General features: G+C 55.2%; 21 protein-coding genes, 1 tRNA gene and 1 pseudogene. 12 read left to right on the top strand and 11 right to left on the bottom strand.

Translation table 11 applies throughout. The features are described from left to right. The first annotated feature begins 141 nt into the window (after nt 1–141). The 7 genes from relB (at nt 142) to AC1DUO_RS05120 (ending at nt 5559) form a co-directional block, all read left to right on the top strand. Nucleotides 142–603 (top strand): type II toxin-antitoxin system RelB family antitoxin, encoded by a 462-nt coding sequence (relB, locus tag AC1DUO_RS05150; RefSeq protein WP_119261071.1) that lies wholly within the window; start codon nt 142–144, stop codon nt 601–603. 3 nt (nt 604–606) lie between these two features. After that, complete coding sequence (locus AC1DUO_RS05145; protein WP_013573429.1) at nt 607–900, top strand: type II toxin-antitoxin system RelE/ParE family toxin; 294 nt, start codon at nt 607–609, stop codon at nt 898–900. Further along, complete coding sequence (locus tag AC1DUO_RS05140) at nt 900–2345, top strand: alpha/beta hydrolase (RefSeq protein WP_119261072.1); 1446 nt, start codon at nt 900–902, stop codon at nt 2343–2345. Before AC1DUO_RS05145 ends, AC1DUO_RS05140 begins: the two co-directional genes overlap by 1 nt. A 70-nt stretch (nt 2346–2415) precedes the next feature. Next, nucleotides 2416–2874: a MarR family winged helix-turn-helix transcriptional regulator gene (locus AC1DUO_RS05135; protein WP_013573431.1), complete on the top strand. Its 459-nt coding sequence runs from the start codon at nt 2416–2418 to the stop codon at nt 2872–2874. Between the two features lie 134 nt (nt 2875–3008). After that, on the top strand, nt 3009–3431 hold the full coding sequence (locus AC1DUO_RS05130) for an organic hydroperoxide resistance protein (RefSeq protein ID WP_013573432.1): 423 nt from the start codon (nt 3009–3011) through the stop codon (nt 3429–3431). Nucleotides 3432–3702: 271 nt separating this feature from the next. Continuing rightward, on the top strand, nt 3703–5382 hold the full coding sequence (gene eptB, locus AC1DUO_RS05125; RefSeq protein WP_013573433.1) for a kdo(2)-lipid A phosphoethanolamine 7''-transferase: 1680 nt from the start codon (nt 3703–3705) through the stop codon (nt 5380–5382). A gap of 100 nt (nt 5383–5482) precedes the next feature. Further along, a tRNA-Pro gene (locus AC1DUO_RS05120) sits at nt 5483–5559 on the top strand. A 102-nt stretch (nt 5560–5661) separates the two neighbouring features. Here AC1DUO_RS05120 and AC1DUO_RS05115 read toward each other — a convergent pair. From AC1DUO_RS05115 to AC1DUO_RS05065, 11 genes and pseudogenes are all read right to left on the bottom strand, one after another. After that, nucleotides 5662–6138 (bottom strand): type II toxin-antitoxin system YhaV family toxin, encoded by a 477-nt coding sequence (locus AC1DUO_RS05115; RefSeq protein WP_014411451.1) that lies wholly within the window; start codon nt 6136–6138, stop codon nt 5662–5664. 6 nt (nt 6139–6144) lie between these two features. Continuing rightward, complete coding sequence (locus AC1DUO_RS05110) at nt 6145–6489, bottom strand: type II toxin-antitoxin system PrlF family antitoxin (RefSeq protein ID WP_013573435.1); 345 nt, start codon at nt 6487–6489, stop codon at nt 6145–6147. An 81-nt stretch (nt 6490–6570) separates the two neighbouring features. After that, a pseudogene (locus AC1DUO_RS05105) lies at nt 6571–6747 on the bottom strand (type II toxin-antitoxin system RelE/ParE family toxin); the annotation flags it as partial. 125 nt (nt 6748–6872) lie between these two features. Further along, complete coding sequence (locus AC1DUO_RS05100) at nt 6873–8252, bottom strand: MmgE/PrpD family protein (protein ID WP_013573436.1); 1380 nt, start codon at nt 8250–8252, stop codon at nt 6873–6875. Between the two features lie 19 nt (nt 8253–8271). Further along, nucleotides 8272–9054 carry an ABC transporter ATP-binding protein gene (locus AC1DUO_RS05095; protein WP_014411455.1) on the bottom strand — a complete coding sequence of 261 codons (783 nt, stop codon included), beginning with the start codon at nt 9052–9054 and terminating at the stop codon, nt 8272–8274. After that, the gene (locus tag AC1DUO_RS05090) at nt 9054–9920 is read right to left on the bottom strand and encodes an ABC transporter ATP-binding protein (protein ID WP_014411456.1); all 867 of its coding nucleotides are present in this window, start codon (nt 9918–9920) and stop codon (nt 9054–9056) included. The genes AC1DUO_RS05095 and AC1DUO_RS05090 overlap by 1 nt, the downstream gene beginning before the upstream one ends. Then, complete coding sequence (locus AC1DUO_RS05085) at nt 9913–10848, bottom strand: ABC transporter permease (RefSeq protein ID WP_119261073.1); 936 nt, start codon at nt 10846–10848, stop codon at nt 9913–9915. Before AC1DUO_RS05085 ends, AC1DUO_RS05090 begins: the two co-directional genes overlap by 8 nt. Next, nucleotides 10845–11930, bottom strand: a complete 1086-nt coding sequence (locus tag AC1DUO_RS05080) for an ABC transporter permease (RefSeq protein ID WP_119261074.1) — start codon at nt 11928–11930, stop codon at nt 10845–10847. Before AC1DUO_RS05080 ends, AC1DUO_RS05085 begins: the two co-directional genes overlap by 4 nt. A 29-nt stretch (nt 11931–11959) precedes the next feature. Further along, the gene (locus AC1DUO_RS05075; protein WP_112151978.1) at nt 11960–13558 is read right to left on the bottom strand and encodes an ABC transporter substrate-binding protein; all 1599 of its coding nucleotides are present in this window, start codon (nt 13556–13558) and stop codon (nt 11960–11962) included. Between the two features lie 349 nt (nt 13559–13907). Beyond that, complete coding sequence (locus tag AC1DUO_RS05070; RefSeq protein WP_013573442.1) at nt 13908–15347, bottom strand: M20 family metallopeptidase; 1440 nt, start codon at nt 15345–15347, stop codon at nt 13908–13910. 257 nt (nt 15348–15604) lie between these two features. After that, entirely contained in the window at nt 15605–16531 is a 927-nt protein-coding gene (locus AC1DUO_RS05065; protein ID WP_013573443.1) for a LysR family transcriptional regulator, read from the bottom strand. 728 nt (nt 16532–17259) lie between these two features. Here AC1DUO_RS05065 and dppA point away from each other — a divergent pair. From dppA to dppF, 5 genes are all read left to right on the top strand, one after another. After that, entirely contained in the window at nt 17260–18867 is a 1608-nt protein-coding gene (dppA, locus tag AC1DUO_RS05060) for a dipeptide ABC transporter periplasmic-binding protein DppA (RefSeq protein ID WP_013573444.1), read from the top strand. A 205-nt stretch (nt 18868–19072) separates the two neighbouring features. After that, nucleotides 19073–20092: a dipeptide ABC transporter permease DppB gene (gene dppB, locus AC1DUO_RS05055; protein WP_013573445.1), complete on the top strand. Its 1020-nt coding sequence runs from the start codon at nt 19073–19075 to the stop codon at nt 20090–20092. A gap of 10 nt (nt 20093–20102) precedes the next feature. After that, the gene (gene dppC, locus AC1DUO_RS05050) at nt 20103–21017 is read left to right on the top strand and encodes a dipeptide ABC transporter permease DppC (RefSeq protein ID WP_013573446.1); all 915 of its coding nucleotides are present in this window, start codon (nt 20103–20105) and stop codon (nt 21015–21017) included. Between the two features lie 10 nt (nt 21018–21027). Beyond that, a complete protein-coding gene (dppD, locus tag AC1DUO_RS05045) occupies nt 21028–22053 on the top strand; it encodes a dipeptide ABC transporter ATP-binding protein (RefSeq protein ID WP_013573447.1) in 1026 nt (341 codons plus the stop codon). After that, nucleotides 22043–23065: a dipeptide ABC transporter ATP-binding subunit DppF gene (gene dppF / locus AC1DUO_RS05040; protein ID WP_013573448.1), complete on the top strand. Its 1023-nt coding sequence runs from the start codon at nt 22043–22045 to the stop codon at nt 23063–23065. The genes dppD and dppF overlap by 11 nt, the downstream gene beginning before the upstream one ends. The last annotated feature ends 5 nt before the right edge of the window (nt 23066–23070 follow it).

Genomic DNA, 23070 nt, shown 5'->3' with positions numbered 1-23070 from the left:
CGGAATGCAACTGAACAAAAATGGGGCGAAAATTTGCGCGATGGCTCGCATCAAAAAGATAAATCTGGCTCAGTAGAGATATCGGTATATAGTTGTATGAACCGATGATTTATTATTATTTGCAGAAAGGCTGGCAGGGATATGTCTAAAGAAACTATCGACCATTCAACATTAATTTGTCTGGCAGAAGCTGGCGCGGTCAGCCAGCTCAGCGTGGTCGCACAACAGGGAGGATGGATAATAATGATCAGATACGGCGAACATCAGCGGACCCTTATCGCACAACGTAGCGGTAAAGTGCGGGTTTTCAAGCGTTTCGACACGCTGGCGGCTTATTTAAAAGACATGGGCATAAACCAGTTCGAAGTGGATATTACCGACTATGATCCTGTAGGGAGCGGTAAAGGAACTCGCCCCGACCGGTCGGCAGCGCTAAAAAGGGCGCATGAAGCTGCCGCGATGGATGAAGCCACCTATGATCTGTGGTTCAGGAAACGGGTTCAGGAATCACTGGATGATCCGCGCCCCGTCATTCCTCACGAACAAGTGAAGGCTGAGTTTGCAGCCCGGAAAGCCGCGTTACTTAAGGAACAGGAAAAGTAACGAATGACCAAAATGCTGGTATGGAAACCACACGCGCAGGATGATCGCGAGCATATATTCAGTTATGTCGCGGGTGAGAATCCTCATGCCGCTATTGAGCTGGATGATGATTTTGATGCCGCAGCAGAGCGCATTTTACTAAGTCCCGACATGTATGCAGCAGGACGCGTTACCGGAACCAGAGAATGTATTATCCGTAAGCATTTCAGGATGGTATATCGCGTGACTGACACCGAAATTCAAATCATCAGGCTGGTGCATAGCGCTCAGCATTGGCCAGAGGAAACCCCTATTTAATGCAACTTCGTCATCTCTCTGAACGCCTGAAAAAGCTGTTACTGGCGCTGGTTCTGGTGATTATCACGCTTTTGGCTGTGCGTACTTATGACGCCTTACAAGGGCCGCCGCTTGAACCGTGGCACAAACTGGTGCCGGACGAACTGAGTACGGAGCAACTGGATAAGAGCGACTGGCCGGCGTATCTGCGCGCGGAGCAGCAGGCGTTTGTTGAAGTGAAGCAGCAGGTGACGGACAAACTCGACAGAGAAGATCGTATTCCGCTTAACCGCTATTACGATCGGAGCCCGATTTATCCCGAGCATTTTGCACAGGACTGGAACCGCTCTTATGAGCTGATGCCCGACGGTAAGCCAGCCGGTGCAGTGGTGCTGTTACACGGTCTGACCGATTCCCCTTACAGCCTGCGGCATATTGCGCAGGATTATCGTCGCCGCGGATTTGTGGTTGTCGGTATCCGCCTGCCCGGTCATGGCACCGTGCCCGGCGGCCTGACGCGGGTGGACTGGGAACAGTGGCTGGCGGCAACGCGGCTGGCGGTACGTGAGGCGCGTCGCGCAGCCGGGACAGATGTACCGCTGCAACTGGTGGGTTTCTCCAACGGCGGGGCGCTGGCGATGAAATACACGCTGGATTCCCTTGATGACCCTGCGCTGGCGAAGCCTTCGCGTGTGGTGCTGATTTCCCCGATGATTGGCGTGACCAGTTTTGCGCGCTTTGCCGGATATGCGGGCTGGCCGGCAATTTTCCCGGCCTTTGCCAAAACCGCCTGGCTGAACCTGATGCCGGAATTTAATCCGTTTAAATACAATTCTTTTCCGGTGAAAGCCGCCCGTCAGTCCTATCTGCTCACCCATGTTTTGCAGCAGCAGATCAGCAAGGATGCGCAATCCGGCAAGCTGGCGCAGTTGCCACCGCTGCTGGCGTTTCAGTCGGTTGTTGACTCCACCGTCAGTTCCCGTGCCGTGGTGACGGCGTTGTTTAATCAGCTTCCCGCCAATGGCAGCCAGCTGGTTCTGTTTGATATCAACCGCAGTGCCTATGTCGGCCCGCTGCTGCGTCCTTCCTCTGAAACAGCAGCAGAGCGCCTGTTGCCTGAGCCCCCGCGCGCTTATCAGACGACGGTTATCACCAATGCCTCGCCGGACGATGCCGCCGCTGTCGCGAAAACCACTGCGGCGGGGCAAAACAGCACGTCAGTTACGCCACTCGGCCTGAATTATCCGTCGGAATTCTATTCGCTGTCGCATGTTTCGCTGCCTTTTCCGACGGACGATTCGCTGTACGGGCGCAATCCGCAAGGTCCGGCGCAGTTTGGCATCCGGCTGGGAACACTGGCTGCCCGTGGAGAAAATGGCGCGCTGGTGGTGAGCATGGATCAACTGATGCGGGTTTCATCCAATCCGTTTTATCCGTATATGTTGCAGCGAATTGAAGGTTTCTGATTTCTGCTGATTTTTTTCACGGAAATAGCTTGCGATAATATCGCGCACTATATATATTGGCGGCATGAACATGAAAACAGACAGCGACCCAACACAACACCGCATGCTGCATCTGGATCAACAGATGTGTTTCGCGCTTTACTCTGCGAATCTGGCACTGCATAAAGTTTACCGTAAGTTACTCGGGGAACTCGGGCTCACTTATCCGCAATATCTGGTGATGCTGGTGCTGTGGCAACGTGATGAAGTCACGGTGTCTGAAATCGGCGAAAAACTGTTTCTGGATTCGGCGACCTTAACGCCGCTGTTAAAGCGTCTTGAAGCGGCAGGTTTACTGGTGCGTCAGCGCGCCAAAGCAGATGAACGCCAGGTGATTATTTCCCTGACTGATGCGGGTAAGGCACTACGTGAAAAAGCACAGGACATTCCCGAAGCCATTGTGTGTGCGACGGAATGTGATATCGGCGAACTCGTGGCGCTGAAACAGCAGCTCGAAGTATTACGGGCTAAACTTCAGGATAAAGCGTAGCGCTGATTGTCTTAAGAGTGTTAACCAGACGAGTCCGAAGGTGCTTCTGCGGGTCGTTAGGTAAAGTTAATTAAGTAGTGTGCGATTAAATCGTTTGAAACTAATAAGTATTTATCACAGATAAGGAACGAAATATGTCTATTGAAAAAGTTGTGTATCGTGCTCATGCATCCGCTACCGGTGGCCGTGATGGCCGTGCGACTTCCGATGACGGCGTTCTTGACGTCAAACTGGGCGTACCAAAAGAGATGGGCGGTATGGGTGGCGGTACCAACCCTGAGCAACTGTTTGCCGCCGGTTATTCCGCGTGTTTCCTCGGCGCACTGAAAGCCGTGGCCGCGCAGGAAAAAATTAAGATCCCTGCTGACGCTAAAATCGAAGGTGCGGTAGGCATTGGTGCTATCCCGGGCGGCTATGGCATCGAAGTACAGCTGGATATTACCCTGCCGGGCTTTGAACGCAGCGAAGCCGAAGCGCTGGTGGCAAAAGCGCATCAGGTTTGCCCGTACTCCAACGCGACCCGTGGCAATATCGACGTCACGCTGAACGTTAAATAATGTTCTGATACACAACGCCTTCACCAGGGGAATGTTGTGATGTATAAAAGCAAAAAATCTCAGGAGGCTTCGGCCTCCTTTTTGCATTGCCAGCGCGTATCCACAGACCAACAGAAAATATTCGGAAAGAAAATACGACGTCGCTGCGCATGCGGAATAATCCAGAAAGCTGCATAAAACCGCATTCTCAGCATAATCTGTGAACCAGTCCGCCATAAACATGTCACAATGATTCCAAATCTTTCAAAATACGTTAGGAAAGTCACTTTTCATGAATAGAGTGAAGACTCTATCGCAGCAAAATATCTCTTTATTGTTAGCGATTTACATTGGCATTTTTCTGAATGTCTCTGTGTTCCAGCGCCGCTTTGCTGCATTGGTCAATCATTTCACGTCGGCTGAACTGGTTCAGGCCGTCACCGAAGTCTGTGCCATCGTCTTATTTACCTTCTTTGTTCTGCGCTTGCTCTCGCTGGGCGGGCGGCTGTTCTTCCGCATTATCGCCAGTTTGCTGGTGCTGATTTCCGTTGCCGCCAGTTATTACATGGTGATGTTCAACGTGGTGATCGGCTACGGCATCGTGGTGTCGGTGATGACCACCGATATCGATCTGAGCAAAGAGATCGTTGGTTATCACCTGTTTATCTGGATGGCGCTGGTCAGCGCGGTACCGCTGTTCCTCATCTGGAAAAATAATCTGCGTCTGACGTTGATCGAACAAATGAAAACGCCGGGGCAGCGTGTGCTGCCTTTAGCGGTGCTGCTGGCGGCGGCATTGCTGGTGTGGTTGCCGCTGCGTTCCCTGGATCACGCGCAGAGTGTGAATGAGAAGAAAACTAACGTCGATTTGCCAAGCTACGGCGGTGTTGTCGCGCACTCCTATCTGCCGTCTAACTGGCTGGCTGCACTGGGTTTGTATGCCTATACGCAGGTGGATGAAAGTCAGGATGCCGGTAATTACTTTGATCCGGCGAAGAACTTCACTTACGTTGCACCTGCTGACATCGACGATACCTACGTGGTGTTTATCATAGGTGAAACCACCCGCTGGGATCATATGGGGATTTTGGGCTACGAGCGGGATACCACACCGCGCCTGTCCAAAGAGAAGAACCTGGTGGCGTTTCGCGGGACATCCTGCGATACGGCCACCAAGTTGTCACTGCGTTGTATGTTCGTGCGTGAAGGCGGCACGGCGGATAATCCGCAGCGTACGCTGAAAGAACAGAATATTTTTGCGGTGATGAAATCACTGGGCTTCACCTCAGAGCTGTTCGCGATGCAAAGCGAGCTGTGGTTCTACAATAATGCTGACACCAATAATTTCTCCTTCCGTGAAATTATCGCCTCGGAAAAACGCAACGATGGCAAGCCGGTCGATGACATGTTGCTGGTCAATGAGTTAGAGCAATCACTGAAAACACATCCGAAAGGCAAGCATCTGGTGATCCTGCATACCAAAGGCTCGCACTATCTGTATTCCCAGCGTTATCCGCGCAGTTATGCCCGCTATACCCCGGAATGTAAGAGCAACACCTGCACCAAAGCGGAACTGATTAATGCCTTCGATAACAGCGTGTTGTACACCGATACTTTTATTGACAGCGTAATTGATCAACTGCGTGATAAGAAAGCGCTGGTGTTTTACGCTTCCGATCACGGCGAATCTATCGATGAGAACTCGCATCTGCACGGTACGCCGCGCGAGATGGCACCACCGGAGCAGTTCCGCGTGCCGATGATGGTGTGGGCTTCTGACAGTTTCCTCGAACAACCGGATCACAAGCTGGCGTTTGAGCAGTTGCAGGCGCAGCAGCGGGTCGGTGCGAAGAAACGTCACGTTGAGTTATTCGATTCGATTTTAGGCTGTCTGGGTTATACGTCGCCGGACGGTGGTATTAATCCGGCGAATAACTGGTGTGCAAAACCGCAGACAGAACAGAAGCTGTAGGTTATTTTGGCGGCGTATCGGATAATTTATGGGCAGTCAGTTCGGATGTTATAAAAAGCCGTTGACGCTCTGAGGGGGTCGCAGTAAGATGCGCCCCATTCGGCGAGTAGCGCAGCTTGGTAGCGCAACTGGTTTGGGACCAGTGGGTCGGAGGTTCGAATCCTCTCTCGCCGACCATATTTGAAAAACCTGCTTTTTAAAGCAGGTTTTTTTTCGTCTGTAAAAAGCCCGCGGCCTTCTGGTTGCGGGCTTTTTGCTTTGTGGCGTGTATGAGGGAGACTAAGGTAATTCTTCCGCCGCTACCTTCCCTGACGCCTCGCAAAGTGCCTGCCAGTTGTCTGGCGGTTCACCGCTTTTCAACATCTTGCGAAACATCCGGTATGCGTCTGTTTTGCTTTCGTAGGCGCGTAATTCTTTATCATCATTCACCCAGGCGTAAATAATGATCCGGCTTTTCAGATTGTAGCGGAAAAACAAACGGTACTGCTGGAAGAATTTTGCCCTGAACCAGTGTGAGAATTCCCCGCCTAACGTATCGCCCTGACGGAATTCAACACGCGCCGGATCCTGCGGGATAACGTCAAACATCAGCTTATTGATCGCAGCCAGCCGTTTGGTGGCGTTCTTACTTTTATAGCCTGCCGGATCTTTGCGGCGCAGTAAAACAACCTGATCAGTGAGTGCCTGTATTTGTTGCAGGATCAGAGGATGAGCGAGAAGGGTCCATCCGTTAATCTCCATGGCCTGATTGTGCATAATCCTTTACTCGTCATCGTCAGAAAGCGGGCTCTCAAGATCGATAGCCATCCCGGCGGTCAGTACATTGATTTTTTCATGCAGGGATAATGTTACCGGCTGCATATTTTCCGGGTTATTGAGCATATCTTTTGCCACAAAACCGAGAAAAGCACTGATAACAGGGTCTTCCGCTTCTTCGAGTTGCCTCGAAATAACCACCTGCCCGTCTGGCAAAATCTTGTACTGGATCCGATCATTTTCGGTGAGATTTAATGCCTTACGGATAGTGGCCGGAATGGTGGTCTGGAAGCGGCGGGTGACTTTGGATTCGGCTTCGAATTTTATTCCCCATAGTGCCGAGGCTGACATAATGAGACTCCATAATGATGCTTATTTGAGCAATTTTGTCAGCGTAATGCATTTGCATTGCCAATGCAAATGCATTGCTTTTTACTTCATCATCTTCAAATCGCCTTTGCGGTGATTTTTATGATCCTGATAGAAATTCTCATGCGAATCCAGGCTCAGAAGATACAGTTCAATTTTCTCTTCACGCCAGCAATAACCCAGCAAAGCCTGCTGCTTTTCCAGCGGAAATTTATGCACCCTCAGGTAACTGAGATCGCCTTTCTTGAGTTCCCTGAGCCGCGAGAATAGACGTTGTCACATACGTAAGAAAGGGGCATTTTCGCGGGATTTTCATTCCTGCGAGGCATCACGTAAAAATGTCCGGCACGCCGTTTTTCCTGCAATCAACCCTGCGCACCGTCCCGCAAAGATTCACCCAACAACGGGGCTAAAAAACCTAAATCCTCCTGCTCCTCAAGCCGGTTGAGCTGACGAAAAAGGTCGCTGGCGTTGCTCATCGTGGTGCAACAATCAGTGAATTTTCGCAGTCTGTCGGCGTCACTGAACGGCTCGCTGTTGCTGCCTTTCGCCAGTTTGCGGCCTGCCTGTAACGTGCGGCCATCGCGCAGGGTAAGCGTTACTTCATGTGTCAGGCGATCGCCCGGCGGTGTTTCTGCTTCCTGTTCCGGCGTATAGCAGCGCAGGGATATGCGCGCCAGACGAGCCGGTTCAGTGAGTTCTGCGACCCGCGCTGGCGTGAAATCAGCGACGCTCAGCGAGCCGTTGCGCAGCCAGGTATCGACGCAGTATTGCATCGAAAAGCGCGCCTGCATTTCATTGACCGGCAGCGGATACGCCAGATTGCGCAGATTGGCGATGCCAACCAGCGTATCAACGGTCAGCACGTCATCATCACTGAAATCATGCTGCGCACGCAGGTCGTCCAGGGCGTCGATAATCATGTGCGTCGAGCCGCAGCACGGGTGACGTTTGGGCATCACGCCGGTGGTTTCTATGACGTGAAAATGGGTGCCCAAAATAGCCGGAATATTCCAGCCCGGCGGCGTCAGGCCGCCAAACATTTCCAGAAAGCCCTGCGGCGCGTCCAGAATATCAATGCGTCCCTGCATGTGTTGCCGGGCAAAATTCGCCGCGTCAACTGCATTACGGGCAGCCCATCCTGCGTGCAGCGGTTTGATCGGCGTGCCGAACTGACCTTTGGTGCCGGAGGCAAAACTGACGGCATTGCTTAACGCTCTGGCGATACCTGCCTGATCTAATCCCATCAGCCAGGCGACACCTGCCGCGCTGCCGATGCAGCCGACGGTCGAGGTGCCGTGCCAGCCGGCGGTGTAATGTGATGGTGCGACGCCGGAACCGACAAACGCCTGCGCCTGCAAACCGATCAGATAGGCTTTCACCAGTTGTTCGCCACTGGCATGGATATCATCAGCGACCGCCAGCAGCGCCGGAACCAGCACCGCAGACGCATGGCTCATGCCCGGCGCGAAGTTGTCGTCATAATCGATGGCGTGCGCGGCCGTGCCGTTGACCATCGCGGCGATGGCCGCAGGTGCGCGTCCGCCACCGGCTAAACGGCAACGGGCTTGCGGGGTAAAATAGCTTTCGCTGGCGGCACGCACGGCACGACTGGAGAAATCATCCTGTCCGGCGTACAGGCAGGCCAGCGTATCGGTGATCGCTTCCCGGGCTTTGCGGCGCGCGGTGGTGCTGAAATCAGGCTGGCTGCAACACCAGCGGGCAATGGCTTCAATCACATTCATGATGTTTCCTTCAACGGCTTCAGTGGCGGCTGGCAGCAAGAAATTGTTGGGTATACGGCTCGCGGGCCGCGCCGCTGCGGATTTCGGCGGCGGTCAGTTCTTCCAGCAGTTTTCCCTGATGCATGATGGCGACGCGGTCGCACAGGTGCGCGACCACCGCCAGATCATGCGTCACCATCAGATAGGTCAGGTTGCGTTCGCGGCGCAGTTTTTTCAGCAGATTGAGGATTTCCGCCTGCACTGACACATCCAGTGCGGACGTAGGTTCGTCGAGCAGCAGCACCTGCGGTTCAATGATCAGCGCCCGTGCCAGTGCCACACGCTGGCGCTGACCGCCCGAAAGCTGATGCGGATAGCGGTAACGAAAGGCATCGCTCAGGCCAAGCGCATTCAGCACGTCGCTGATGCGTGCCTCCCGCCGGTCCATGCCGTGGATCACCAGCGGTTCCAGCAGCGTGTGGTAGACCATTTTGCGCGGATGCAGCGAGGCATACGGATCCTGAAACACCATTTGTACCTGCCGGTAATAGTCTTTATTGCGCACCGGATGTTGTTCGCGGTTCTGATACAAAATCGCGCCGCTGTAACGGGTGTTCTGGCCGGTCAGCGTGCGCAGAATGGTCGATTTTCCGCAGCCGGACTCGCCAATCAGCCCGTAACTTTCGCCTCTGGCGATGTGCATTGTGACGCTATCGACCACGGTTTTGCTGTGAGTGCCTTTGCCGAAAGCGATGCTCAGATCGACGGTTTCGAGCATCCGGTCAGCGGTCAGCGGCGGCGTGGGATTCATGAAAGTGGTCATCAGCAGGCTTCTCCGTAGCGGTATACCGGGCCGGTCAGCCACGCCGGGTCGCGTGCCGGAATAGCGAGCATGTCCACCGGATGCTGTAAATCCGGCTGACTGGCGAGCAGGGCGCGGGTGTAAGGATGTCTGGCGTTATGCAGCTGATCTGCCGAAATTTCTTCGAGAATACGTCCGGCGTACATCACCAGTGCGCGGTCGCAGAAACTCGACACCAGCCCGAGATCGTGAGTAATAAACAGCAGGCCGGTTTTGCGCCGTGCCAGCAACGCGTCCAGTACGCTCAGCACCTGCTGACGCACCGTGACGTCCAGCGCCGACGTGGGTTCGTCGGCGATAATCAAATCGGGTTCAGGGATCAGCATCATGGCGATCATGATGCGCTGCCCCATGCCGCCGGAAATCTCGTGCGGATACAGGTCAAACACCCGTTCCGGATCGCGGATATTCACCGCTTCCAGCATCGCCAGTGCTTTCACGCGGGCTTCTTTTTCACTGACATGAAAGTGAATGCGGTATGCCTCATTAATCTGATGACCGACGCGCATCAGCGGATTCAGCGAGAATTTCGGGTCCTGCATAATCATGGAAATCCGTTTGCCGCGGATTTTGCGCATCTGGCGCTCGCCGGTACTGAGCAGGTCGATATCGCCAAACTGCATGCGGTCGGCGCTGACGCTGGCACCCTGCGGCGTCAGTTTCAGCAGTGAACGGCCGGTGAGCGATTTACCGGAACCGGATTCGCCGACAATCGCCACTTTTTCACGGCCAACTGAGAAGGAGATACCGCGCACCGCGTGGTTTTCCTGCCGGTGGCCTTTGAACGTAATGTTCAGGTTTTGCACATCAAGCAATGTTTCAGTCATGGCGCAGATCCAGTACGTCGCGCAGGCCGTCACCGAACAGGTTGAACGCCAGGCTGGTGAAAAGAATCGACAGGCCGGGAATGGCGGCAATCGTCCAGTGAGTCATCATGAACTGGCGGCCGGAAGAGAGCATCGCGCCCCATTCCGGACTGGGTGCCTGTGCCCCGAGGCCGAGAAATCCGAGGCCGGAGGCGGTCAGGATAATCCCCGCCATATTCAGCGTCAGGCGCACCACCACCGAAGGCAGACACATCGGAATGATGTGGCGCAGGATGATGCGCATCTGCGATGCACCCTGCAAACGCACGGCGGCGACGTAATCCATTTTGCGGATAGACAAGGCTTCGGCGCGTGCCAGACGGGCAATCGGCGGCCAGGCAGAAAGTGAAATCGCGATAATCGCATTCTCGATACCCGGGCCGAGTGCGGCGACAAAACCCAGCGCCAGAATCAGGCTCGGGAACGCCAGAAAGATATCGACGATGCGCATCAGAATGGTGTCCGTCCAGCCGCCAACCGTGCCCGCCAGCGTGCCGACCAGTAATCCGAGCGGACCGACAATCAGCGCCGTCAGGCCGGTGATGTAGAGCGTGATACGCGCGCCATAAATCAGGCGGCTGTAAATATCGCGTCCGAGTTCGTCGGTCCCCAGCCAGTATTCCCGGTCCGGCGGTGCCAGCCGCAGGTGCAGGTTTTGCGCGTAAATATCGTGTGTCGCCAGCCACGGCGCGAAAATCGCCACTGTGACGATAAACAGGATGACGATCAGCCCGAACAGCGCCGACGTATTCCGGCGAAAGCGCCGCCACTGATTCAGGCTTTGCTGCACACGCGCCTGCCACGGTGTGGCCGGAACCGGCGCGTCGAGCCATGCCCGCAGGGAAAACGCCGGGCGCGCAGTGAGATGAGGTTTAGCGGAGTCGGTCATGATTGCTCCTGACGGGTTCGCGGATCAAAGATGCGGTAAAGCAGGTCGCAGATAAGGTTCAGCGCCACAAAAATCACGCCGATCAGTAACGAGCAACCCACCACGGCGTTCATGTCGCCCGCCAGCATGGCGTTGGTGAGATAGCGGCCAAAACCCGGCCAGGCGAATACCGTTTCGGTCAGCACCGCGCCTTCGAGTAAAAAGGCGTAAGACAGCGCGACGACCGTCACCACCTGCACCGCCACATTACGAAAGGCGTGGATCCACACACTGCGTGCCCATGACAACCCTTTCACCCGGGCGGTGATCACATATTCCTGTCCGAGTTGTTCAATCATAAAGCTGCGGGTCATGCGGCTGATGTACGACAGCCCGCTGAGGCCAAGAATCGATGCCGGTAAAATCAGGTGGCTGAAAACGTTGCGAAACGCCTCCCAGTTTCCGGTCAGTGCGGTGTCGATGAGATAAAATCCGGTGACTTTCTGCACGTCGAATTCATACATAAAGTCGATACGCCCCGGCCCGCCGATCCAGCCGAGTCCGGCGTAAAACAATACCAGCCCCATCAGACCCAGCCAGAAATTCGGCGCAGAATGGCCGAGCAGGCCGATAAAGCGGATGCAGTGATCAAACCAGGTATTGCGGTACATTGCCGATAACACGCCTGCCGGAATGCCCAGACAGGTGGCGATCAGTGCCGCCAGCGTCGCCAGTTCCAGCGTGGCCGGAAACACGCGGGCAATGTCGGTGGTGACCGGATTGCCGGTGGTCAGTGCGTTACCGAAATCCAGCATCGCGACGTTTTTCAGGTAGATCAGAAACTGTTCCCACAGCGGTTTGTCCAGCCCGAGCAGGTGATACATCTTCTGATAGGCTTCCTGACTGGCGTTATCGCCGAGCACTGATACCACAGGGTCAATCGGCAGCAAGCGCCCGATAAAAAAGGTCAGCGCCGCCAGCCCCAGTAACGTGCAGAACACGGAAACCAGCAATTTACTCAGCCGGGCGGCGCTTTCGCGCAGCCGCAGCCAGAGAGGTTCAGCATGCGCTATGCCTGCTGTGGTCGAATCGAGGTGCGACATCGGGCGCTCCTTGGTTTTTTATGGAAGGCTTATTTGGATGCCAGTGCGTAATAAACGCGGAAGCCGTTCCACGTCCAGTCTTTGACCTGTCTGGTCAGCCCGGCGGTGTTGTACATCTGGAACATGATCGCCATCGGGCCTTGCTGCATCTGCTCTTCCTGCAAGGTGTGATAGAGGGCAATACGTTTTTGCTCATCGGGTTCGAGCAGCGCTTCGGTGACTTTTTTATTCATCGCCGGATCGAAATACGAAGCACGCCAGCTCGGATACTGGGTTTTCTTGGCTTCTTTGCTGTTGTCCGGGTTGTAGACCAGACGCGAGGCGTTACCGTGCGCATCCGGCACCGAGGTCTGCCATGCCATCATGGCGCTCTGGAATTCACGCCCGCGCACGCGGCTGAATAACTGGGCATTGGCCATGCTTTCGATGGAGAGTTTTACGCCGATTTTCGAGGCATTTTCCTGCGTGCTCTGGGCGATAGGCGCCGAGTGCGGCAGGGTGCCGATGATCAGTTTGGCGGAGAAACCGTCGGGATAACCGGCTTCGGTCAGCAACTGTTTGGCTTTCGCCAGATCCAGTTTGAACGGCTGTCCGGCATCTTTATCCAGCGCACCAAAGGCGCCGAGCTGGGCGAAACTGGCGCGCGGCACACCGAGATACGGCATCACGGTGGAAGCCAGCCCCTGATAATCAATCAGATAACGCATCGCGAGGCGCACTTTCGGGTTTTTGAAAATCGGGTCTTCGCTGTTAAAGGTCCAGAAGAACAATTGCGGCTTGAGGACTTTCTCCACCTTCACCTGACCGCCTTTGTCCAGATCACGTAAATCGTCCGGCGCCAGGTCACGGGCGATATCCACATCCCCCTGTGTCAGCAACAGGCGCTGCGTGCCGGTTTCCGCAACGTGGCGGATCAGGATGCGTTGCAGTTTCGGTTTCTCGCCCCAGTAATCTTTATTCGCCTGCAACACCACGCCTTCACCGGCATTCCAGCGCATCAGCTGATAGGCACCGACGCAGGCGGTGTGCGTGGTCAGGTATTTGTTGCCCATGTCGTCGCCAACGGCATTTTTCTCCACCAGCGCCTGATCCAGCGTGGTCGACACGTTATTGGCGGCGATAGCCTGTAAGACCAGATTGGTCGGGTACGGCTGGTCGAATTTCATCACCAGCGTGTTGTCGTCGGGCGCGGTAATGCGTTCTTTGACGTTATCTTTGGTAAAGCCATATTCAGTCAGGGTGGCGGAATTGCCGAAACCGAGCAGCACCACGCGCTGCAACGACCAGGCGACGTCTTTCGCTGTGGCTTTATTGCCGGACGGGAACGTCATGCCGGTATTGAGATGGAAGGTGATTTGTTTGCGATCAGGCGCGATATCCCAGCTTTTTGCCAGGCGCGGAATAACGCGGGATTCGTCTTTCGGATCGAAATCCACCAGCGTGTCGCAGGTGTTTTTGATGATTTCATTAGTGACCACTTCGCCAATCTGCGCCGGGTCAAAGGTGCTGATTGCGTCAATATTCCATGCCATCACCAGCGAATCCGCAGGCGTCGCGGCCTGTGCAGCCGTACTTCCCCATGTGAGACCAATCATTGTGGCGAGGATTTTTGTTCTGGTGTTGAGCATAAATCGGGTTCCTTTGATTAAAAAAAACGAGCGTAAAATAGTGAATCTCTGTCAGCCCCTTTCGCAGAAAGAGAAGGCGTATTCGGTCAACTCCCTCCCCTGCGAAGGGGAGGGTTGGGGTGGGGTATTAATGGCGTCGCCGGAGTTGCCTGCTAAACCCCCTCCCGGCCTCCCCCTTCGCAGGGGGAGGAGCAAAGACTCGATCGGCTCCCTCCCCTGCGAAGGAGAGGGTTGGGGTGGGGTATTAATGGCATCACCGGAGTTGCCTGCTAAACCCCCTCCCGGCCTCCCCCTTCGCAGGGGGAGGAGCAGACCCACTCCCTGTCATCAGAGAGGGTGCTTCAAACTTTTATTCAGGACGTGGCTGAACCGGCGGTTTGACTTCCGGCGGGATCGGGCACACATAAGGGGTTTCAGCGGTCAGTTCCTGATGCGCCTGTTTGGCGGCTGCCATCAGTGCGCTGTCGGTCAGGGTGTCGATGGCGGTGGCGGCCATGATTTTGGCGACGTAAGCCAGCCCTTTATGCGCGGCAGGCATTTTCCCCTGCGCGGTGAGCTGCCACGAGTGACCCGGTGTCCCGATGGCGTAAGTCGGGACATGCGCCTGCACGGTCGGCATTTTCCAGCTGATATCACCGACGTCCGTTGAACCCAGCATCAGTTCGCCGGAGGTTTCCAGCGGGACAATGAATTCACATAACGGTGAGGCGTCCTGCGGTTTTTTGAGGCCGATGCGGCGGTAGGCGCTTTGCAAATCCTGCGGGCTGAGCGTGGCCTGAATTTCAGCGGCAAAGGCTTTGTCAGCCGCGTCGAATTCCAGCGGACCGAGCAGTTCGAAGTTACGCTGCATGGCTTCTTCCAGCGGGCGGTTGCCCAGCAGGTTGGCCACGGCGCTCATGATGCTGATATCGACGGTGGTTTCGGTCATCAGCGCCGCGCCCTGCGCGACTTTTTTCACGCGCTCGTTGAGTTCAAACATGGCATGTACGTCGCGTGAACGGATGGCATAACGCACGGCGGCACGCGCCTGCACCACGTTCGGCGCGATGCCGCCGGAATCGAGCATCGCATAGTGAATGCGGGAATCCTGCGGTACGTGTTCGCGCAGGTAGTTAACGCCGACGTTCATCAGTTCAACGGCGTCCAGCGCACTGCGTCCAAGATGCGGCGAGGCGGCGGCGTGCGAGGAGCGGCCATGGAAGACGAAATCCATGCGGGTATTGGCCAGCGATTCGGCGCGGGCAACTTCAGTAAAGGCATTCGGGTGCCAGGTGATGGCGATATCCACGCCGTCAAACGCCCCGGCGCGCGCCATAAAGGATTTGGCGGCGCCCCCTTCTTCCGCCGGACAGCCGTAATAGCGCACGCGCCCCGGTGTGCCGGTTTGTGCCAGCCAGTCTTTCAGCGCCGTAGCTGCCAGCATGGCGGCAGAACCCAGCAGATTGTGCCCGCAGCCATGCCCCTGACCGTTGCCCGGTAAAGGTTCAGGGCGGGCAATTCCTGCTACCTGGCTCAGCCCCGGCAGCGCATCGTATTCGCCCAGAATGGCGATGATCGGGCCGCCTTCACCGGCTTCGCCCATCACGGCCGTCGGAATGTCAGCGACGTTTTCCGTGACGCGAAAACCCTGTTCTTTCAGCATCGCCGTGTGCTCAGCGACGGAACGGTATTCGGTATAGCAAATTTCCGGCATACCCCAGACGCGATCGCTCAGGGCGGTGAACAGGGCTTTTTTGGCGTCGACCAGGCTCCAGACGGTTTCTTTATTCTGCGCAGATGCGTTATTCAACGGAGACTCCTTGTGCCAGTGGCTACGGTTTTATGAGGTCAGTGTGTCGGAGGAACCTGTTCAGAATGTGTGCAGAAAAGGCAAAGATCCAATGAGTCTTTCAGCTGACCCATTCCAAAACCGCATAGATATTTTGAGATATGCGAAAACAGAATAGTCAGCGTGACTCTCTGAATAGAAAGGAGAAATTACAGGTTGCGGGGAGCCTCACGCGGGAGCCAGGCGTGGAAAGGGAACATTTTTACCGCCGGAACCGGTCAGGCGACGGCGCGGGTCTGGTGCAACTGGCTGGCTTTATTCCACAGCCGTTCAGCCTGTGGTGTACGAAATTTTTCCAGCCGGTAAAGACGGATGCTGGCCTGAATATCCCAGCTTCGTTCTCCGGCGCGGATAAGCGAGCCGTTCGCCAGTTCCTCGCAGATCAGGCTGGTGGGCAACCACGACACGCCGCAGCCGGAAATGGTCATCGCTTTCAGGCCGCTGCACATCGGATTTTCATACACCGGCTTCAGCGGCAGCGGGCGCGACGCAAACAGGGCACTCAGCGCGTGGGCAAAAAAGGACCGATTGCCGTAACTGAGATAAGGAAGCTGGACGCGGGTGCCGCCAAAGGGGCTTAGCGGGAACAGGGGCTTGCCGTCATCGTCTGGTGCACAGACGGCCAGCGCATTCTCTTTTCCCAGTTCGATATAGGGAAAGCGTTCGAGCTGTTTCATCAGCGGAACGGAATCATGGGCGTAGGTCAGCAGAAAATCCGTTTCGCCATCCAGCAGCAGGGAAATATTGCCGCTGAATGACGGCTGCTGATCGCACAAACGAATGTAGCCGTACTGATGCGACGGGTCGATCTGGTTGATCCAGTCGGGGAAAAAGGTCAGGGAGAGCGTATTGAGCGCGGCAAAATGCACGATGGCGTGCTTCTGCGCATGGCGCTCACGCAGGTCGCTGCGCAGTTGTGTCATGGAAAACACCAGATCTGCCGCAGTATGCAGGAAGTCCTGGCCTTCCGGCGTCAGGCGTATCGGGTAGGTTTTTCGGTCAAAAAGCGGCACGCCAAGCCATTCTTCCAGTTGCTTAATTCGTCGGCTCAGCGCGGACTGGGTGATGTTTCTTTCACTGGCGGCTCGCGTAAAGCTATAGCACTGAGACACACTGAGAAAATCTTCAAACCACTTCAGTTCCATCAGAAAACCTCTGGCGGGTAATAAGCCCGTAATAACAAGCAATAAATGCGCCAGAGTTTAAAAACTGCTTAACATATTGGTTTCAATCCATGTCCGCCCGCAACCCGGCTTATGCCGGAAAAACAGACAACATCAGTACGCTAAATCACCTGCACCACCAGCGTGCAATTGCGCTATTTTGGGGTATTTTGCGGGTGCCAGCGCAAACGCTTTCGCTGATGAGTCGACGCCGTTTGCTACACTTGTCAGCATTTTCCGCTGGTTTCCACCCCTATCTCAAAAATAACCGTTCATATATTCATCATTTAGCCAGAAATTTTTAGGGATTTAAAATGGGCGAAACCCCCAGGAATATTCTTTTACAAAGGGGATTGTCTGGTTATTCACTGCGCAAACTGAACATTCATCCTGATTTGGTTAACAAAATGTTTTTTTATGTTTGTTTGTTGTAACTCACAGTCTGTGTAAATGCCTGATGGTTATATTGACGTCAAGGAAAGGAGTTGCCAAATTGATAGCCCCAAGGAAGACCAGTGATTATTTCCGGTAAGATTTTGTAAAGACAGCTTTACAGATCGAAGGAAAAAAATGGCAGTTCACCATGCTCTGGTTGGACTTATTGCAGCACACGAGCAAACACAGTCACCCGCAAATAAAAATAAAGGGTGACGTGAGCTGTATACACAACACACACATCCACATCACCATTAATCGATGGAGCAGAAGCGATGACAATCTCTTTAGGTAAGTCGGGGCTACTGAAATTCAGTATGGGCCTGATTGCGCTGACCGTTGCGGCCAGTGTCCAGGCAAAAACGTTAGTGTATTGCTCTGAAGGTTCACCTGAAGGCTTCAACCCTCAGTTGTTCACCTCTGGCACCACGTATGACGCAAGCTCCGTGCCTATCTACAACCGTCTGGTTGAATTCAAGATCGGGACCACTGAAATCCAGCCGGGTCTGGCTGAGAAGTGGGACGTGTCTGCTGATGGCAAAACCTACACTTTCCATCTGCGCAAAGGCGTGAAGTGGCAGGACAACAAGGAATTCAAACCGACCCGTGATTTCAACGCGGACGACGTAATTTATTCCTTCGAACGTCAGCTGGACAAAAATAACCCTTACCACGGCGTTTCCGGCGGCAGCTACGAATACTTCGAAGGCATGGGCATGGGCGATCTGATTAACAAGATCGTGAAAGTGGACGACAACACCGTGCAGTTCGTACTGAACCGCCCGGAGTCTCCGTTCCTGGCTGACCTCGCGATGGACTTCGCTTCCATCCTGTCTGCGGAATACGCTGACAACATGCTGAAAGCGAAAACCCCTGAGAAAGTCGACCTGGATCCGATCGGTACCGGTCCGTTCCAGCTTCTGCAATACCAGAAAGATTCACGCATTCTCTACAAAGCCTTCCCGGGCTACTGGGGCACCAAGCCGCAGATCGACCGTTTAGTCTTCTCCATCACGCCTGACGCTTCCGTGCGTTACGCGAAACTGCAGAAAAACGAATGCCAGGTGATGCCATACCCGAACCCGGCTGACATCGCGGCAATGAAGAAAGATAAATCCATCAACCTGATGCAACAGCCTGGCCTGAACGTAGGTTATCTGTCCTTCAACGTTGAGAAGAAACCACTGGATGAAGTGAAAGTGCGTCAGGCACTGACCATGGCTGTGAACAAAAAAGCCATCATCGATGCGGTTTATCAGGGTGCTGGCCAGCCGGCTAAAAACCTGATCCCACCAACCATGTGGGGCTACAACAAAGACGTTGTGGATTACGAATACAATCCTGAGAAAGCCAAAGAGCTGCTGAAAGAAGCCGGTCACGCAGACGGTTTCGCTATCGACCTGTGGGCGATGCCGGTACAGCGTCCGTACAACCCGAACGCACGCCGTATGGCTGAAATGATCCAGGCTGACTGGGCAAAAATTGGCGTGAAAGCCAACATCGTGACTTACGAGTGGGGCGAATACCTCAAGCGTGCTAAGAACGGTGAGCACCAGTCTGTGATGATGGGCTGGACCGGCGACAATGGGGATCCGGATAACTTCTTCGCTACCCTGTTCAGCTGTGCAGCGGCGAAAGACGGTTCCAACTACTCCCGCTGGTGCTACAAGCCGTTTGAAGATTTGATCCAGCCAGCCCGTGCTGAATCTGATCACGCCAAACGTGCCGCGCTGTATCAGCAGGCTCAGGTTGTGATGCATGACCAGGCACCTGCGCTGATCATCGCTCACTCCACCGTATACGAACCTGTTCGCAAAGAAGTCAAAGGGTATGTCGTCGATCCGCTCGGCAAACACCACTTCGAAAACGTCTCAATGGAGTAATTGACTACTGAGCGCACAGGGAGCTGCGTTGTGCGGTGCTCGCAATTTTCGCCTACCTAATGGTATGTCTCAATTGCTCTGCTCCTCCGCCTTGCTCGCTGAGCGCTCACTACGTCTTTTAGTTCAGCGATATAAAGTTTTGTGAGCTATCAATAAGCCCGGCGAGCTACGGTTCGCCGGGCATTTTATACAGAGAGTACGGGATATGTTGCAGTTCATACTCCGACGTCTGGGGTTAGTTATCCCAACGTTTATCGGCATTACTTTGCTGACTTTTGCCTTCGTACACATGATACCAGGCGACCCGGTCACCATCATGGCAGGCGAACGCGGTGTTTCCCCCGAACGTCACGCCCAGCTGATGGCAGATATGGGGCTCGACAAGCCTCTTTACCAACAATATTTCCACTACGTGAACGGTGTGCTGCATGGCGACCTGGGCACGTCCTTAAAAAGCCGCACCCCTGTCTGGCAGGAATTCGTACCGCGCTTCAAAGCGACACTGGAACTGGGCATCTGCGCGATGATCTTCGCGATCATTGTCGGTATTCCGGTGGGTGTGCTGGCGGCGGTAAAACGGGGATCGATATTCGACCACACGGCTGTGGGGATCTCGCTGACCGGCTATTCGATGCCGATATTCTGGTGGGGGATCATGCTGGTGATGCTGGTCTCGGTGCAGCTCAATCTGACGCCCGTATCGGGGCGAATAAGCGATACCGTCTTCCTGGATGACAGCCTGCCGCTGACCGGCTTTATGCTGATCGACACGCTGTTCTGGGGCGAACCGGGTGATTTCGTGGATGCCGTGATGCACATGATTTTACCGGCCATCGTACTGGGCACCATTCCGCTGGCGGTGATTGTGCGTATGACCCGTTCTTCCATGCTGGAAGTGCTGGGCGAAGACTACATCCGTACCGCGCGCGCCAAAGGCGTCAGCCGTATGCGGGTGATCGTCATTCATGCACTGCGCAATGCGCTGTTGCCGGTGGTGACCATCATTGGTTTGCAGGTCGGTACGCTGCTCGGCGGTGCCATCCTGACCGAAACCATCTTCTCCTGGCCGGGACTCGGCCGGTGGCTGATTGACGCACTCCAGCGCCGCGACTATCCGGTCGTGCAGGGCGGGGTGTTGCTGGTCGCTACTCTGATCATCGTGGTTAACCTGCTGGTAGATGTGCTCTACGGCGTGGTCAACCCGCGTATTCGCCACAAGAAATAAGGGGCGCACAATGTCTCAAACCACTGAGCCGGTCGCTAACGAGTTAGTGACGGCTGCGCCAGTGCCGATGCCGCCTTTGCGCGAATTCTGGCATTACTTCAAGCGTAACAAAGGGGCCGTTGTCGGCCTGGCTTACATCATTATCATGCTGGTCATTGCGATTGGTGCGAACGTGATTGCACCACATCTGCCTGCCGAACAGTTCCGTGACGCGCTGTTGCGCCCGCCGGTCTGGATGGAAGGCGGGAGCTGGAAATTCCTGCTGGGCACCGACGACGTCGGCCGCGATATTCTGTCGCGTCTGATGTACGGCGCGCGTTTATCGCTGCTGGTCGGTTGCCTGGTCGTCGTACTGTCGCTGATCCTCGGCGTGGTGTTCGGTCTGTTTGCCGGTTACTACGGCGGTGTGGTTGACGCCATCATCATGCGTGTGGTCGATATCATGCTGGCCCTGCCAAGCCTGTTGCTGGCACTGGTGCTGGTGGCAATTTTTGGCCCATCGATTGTTAACGCCTCGCTGGCGCTGACCTTCGTGGCCTTACCGCACTATGTCCGCTTAACCCGTGCTGCGGTGCTGGTGGAAGTGAACCGCGACTACGTCACTGCGTCGCGCGTGGCCGGTGCCGGTTCTGCCCGTCAGATGTTCATCAATATTTTACCTAACTGCTTAGCGCCGCTGATCGTTCAGGCATCGCTCGGCTTCTCCAACGCCATCCTTGATATGGCAGCGTTGGGCTTCCTCGGTATGGGCGCACAGCCGCCAACGCCGGAGTGGGGCACCATGCTGTCGGACGTCTTACAGTTTGCTCAAAGTGCCTGGTGGGTCGTGACCTTCCCCGGCGTGATCATTCTGCTGACGGTGCTGGCATTTAACCTGATGGGTGATGGCCTGCGTGATGCCCTCGACCCTAAACTTAAGCAGTAAGGGGTTGGAGATGGAAACAACATTAACGAATGATGTTCAGGTCGGCAAAACGTTGCTGACCGTGGATAAACTCTCCGTTCACTTTGGTGACGAAGGGACGCCGTTCCGCGCCGTAGACCGTATCAGTTACAGCGTGAAACAGGGCGAAGTGGTCGGGATTGTCGGTGAATCCGGCTCCGGTAAATCAGTCAGTTCACTGGCGCTGATGGGGCTGATCGACTTCCCCGGTAAAGTGATGGCTGAAAAACTCGAGTTTGGTGGCCGTAATCTGCAGGGCATCAGCGAAAAAGAACGCCGCCAGATTGTCGGTGCCGAAGTCGCGATGATTTTCCAGGATCCGATGACCAGCCTGAACCCGTGTTACACCGTCGGTTTCCAGATTATGGAAGCCATCAAGGTGCATCAGGGCGGCAACAAAAAGACCCGTCGTCAGCGCACCATCGATTTGCTGAATCTGGTGGGTATTCCGGATCCGGCTTCGCGTCTCGATGTCTATCCGCATCAGCTTTCCGGCGGGATGAGTCAGCGCGTGATGATCGCAATGGCGATTGCCTGTCGCCCGAAATTACTGATCGCCGATGAGCCAACCACCGCGCTCGACGTGACCATTCAGGCGCAGATTATTGAACTGCTGCTCGATCTGCAACAACGCGAAAACATGGCGCTGATGCTGATCACCCATGACCTGGCACTGGTGGCCGAAGCCGCGCAGCACATTATTGTGATGTATGCCGGACAGGTAGTGGAATCGGCAAAAGCCACGGAAATCTTCCGTGCGCCACGCCATCCGTATACGCAGGCGCTGCTGCGCTCACTGCCGGAATTCGCCGCAGATAAAGCGCGTCTGCAATCCTTGCCGGGTGTGGTGCCGGGTAAATATGACCGTCCTAACGGCTGTCTGCTGAATCCGCGTTGCCCGTATGCAACCGATCTTTGCCGTAAAGAAGAACCTGCGCTGCGTGACCTCGCGAACGGGCGTCAGTCGAAGTGCCATTATCCGCTGGATGATGCCGGGAGACCTACTTATGAGTCCTGATAACACCCAACCGCAGCCGCTGTTGCACGCGATTGACCTGAAAAAACATTACCCGGTGAAGAAGGGCATCTTCGGCCAGGAACGCACGGTGAAAGCGCTCGACGGCGTGTCGTTTACCCTCGAACGCGGTAAAACGCTGGCGGTGGTCGGGGAGTCCGGTTGTGGTAAATCCACGCTGGGCCGCCTGCTGACCATGATTGAAGTGCCGACCGGCGGTGAGCTGTATTACCGTGGTCAGGATTTGCTGAAACCTGACGCAACCGCTGAAAAGCTGCGCCGTCAGAAGATCCAAATCGTGTTCCAGAATCCTTACGGATCGCTCAACCCGCGTAAGAAAGTCGGGCAGATCCTCGAAGAGCCCTTGCTGATCAACACCAAACTTAGCCGCGAAGAACGTCGCGAAAAAGCCCTGGCGATGATGGCGAAAGTCGGCCTGAAAACCGAGCATTACGACCGCTATCCGCACATGTTCTCCGGCGGCCAGCGTCAGCGTATTGCTATCGCTCGCGGTCTGATGCTGGATCCGGACGTGGTGATCGCCGATGAACCGGTCTCCGCGCTCGACGTTTCCGTGCGTGCGCAGGTACTGAACCTGATGATGGATTTGCAGCAGGATTTAGGGCTGTCGTACGTCTTCATCTCCCACGACTTGTCCGTGGTTGAACACATTGCTGACGAAGTGATGGTGATGTATCTGGGACGCTGCGTGGAGAAGGGGCCGAAAGACGCCATCTTCAGCAATCCGCGTCATCCGTACACACAGGCGCTGTTGTCCGCGACACCGCGTCTGAACCCGGACGAACGCCGTGAGCGCATCAAACTGACCGGCGAGCTGCCAAGCCCGCTGAATCCGCCAGCCGGTTGCGCGTTCAACGCCCGCTGCCGCCGTGCGTTCGGCACCTGCAAACAGTTCCAGCCGCAGCTGAAACAGTACGGCGATCAGCTCGTCGCCTGCTTTGCCGTCGATCAGGATGAAACCGGTACGACGCAGACGGTCGCCGTAAATCAGTAATCCCC

The organism is Rahnella sp. P4_A8, from assembly GCF_056402435.1.
This window is presented reverse-complemented; position numbering and strand designations above follow the sequence as displayed.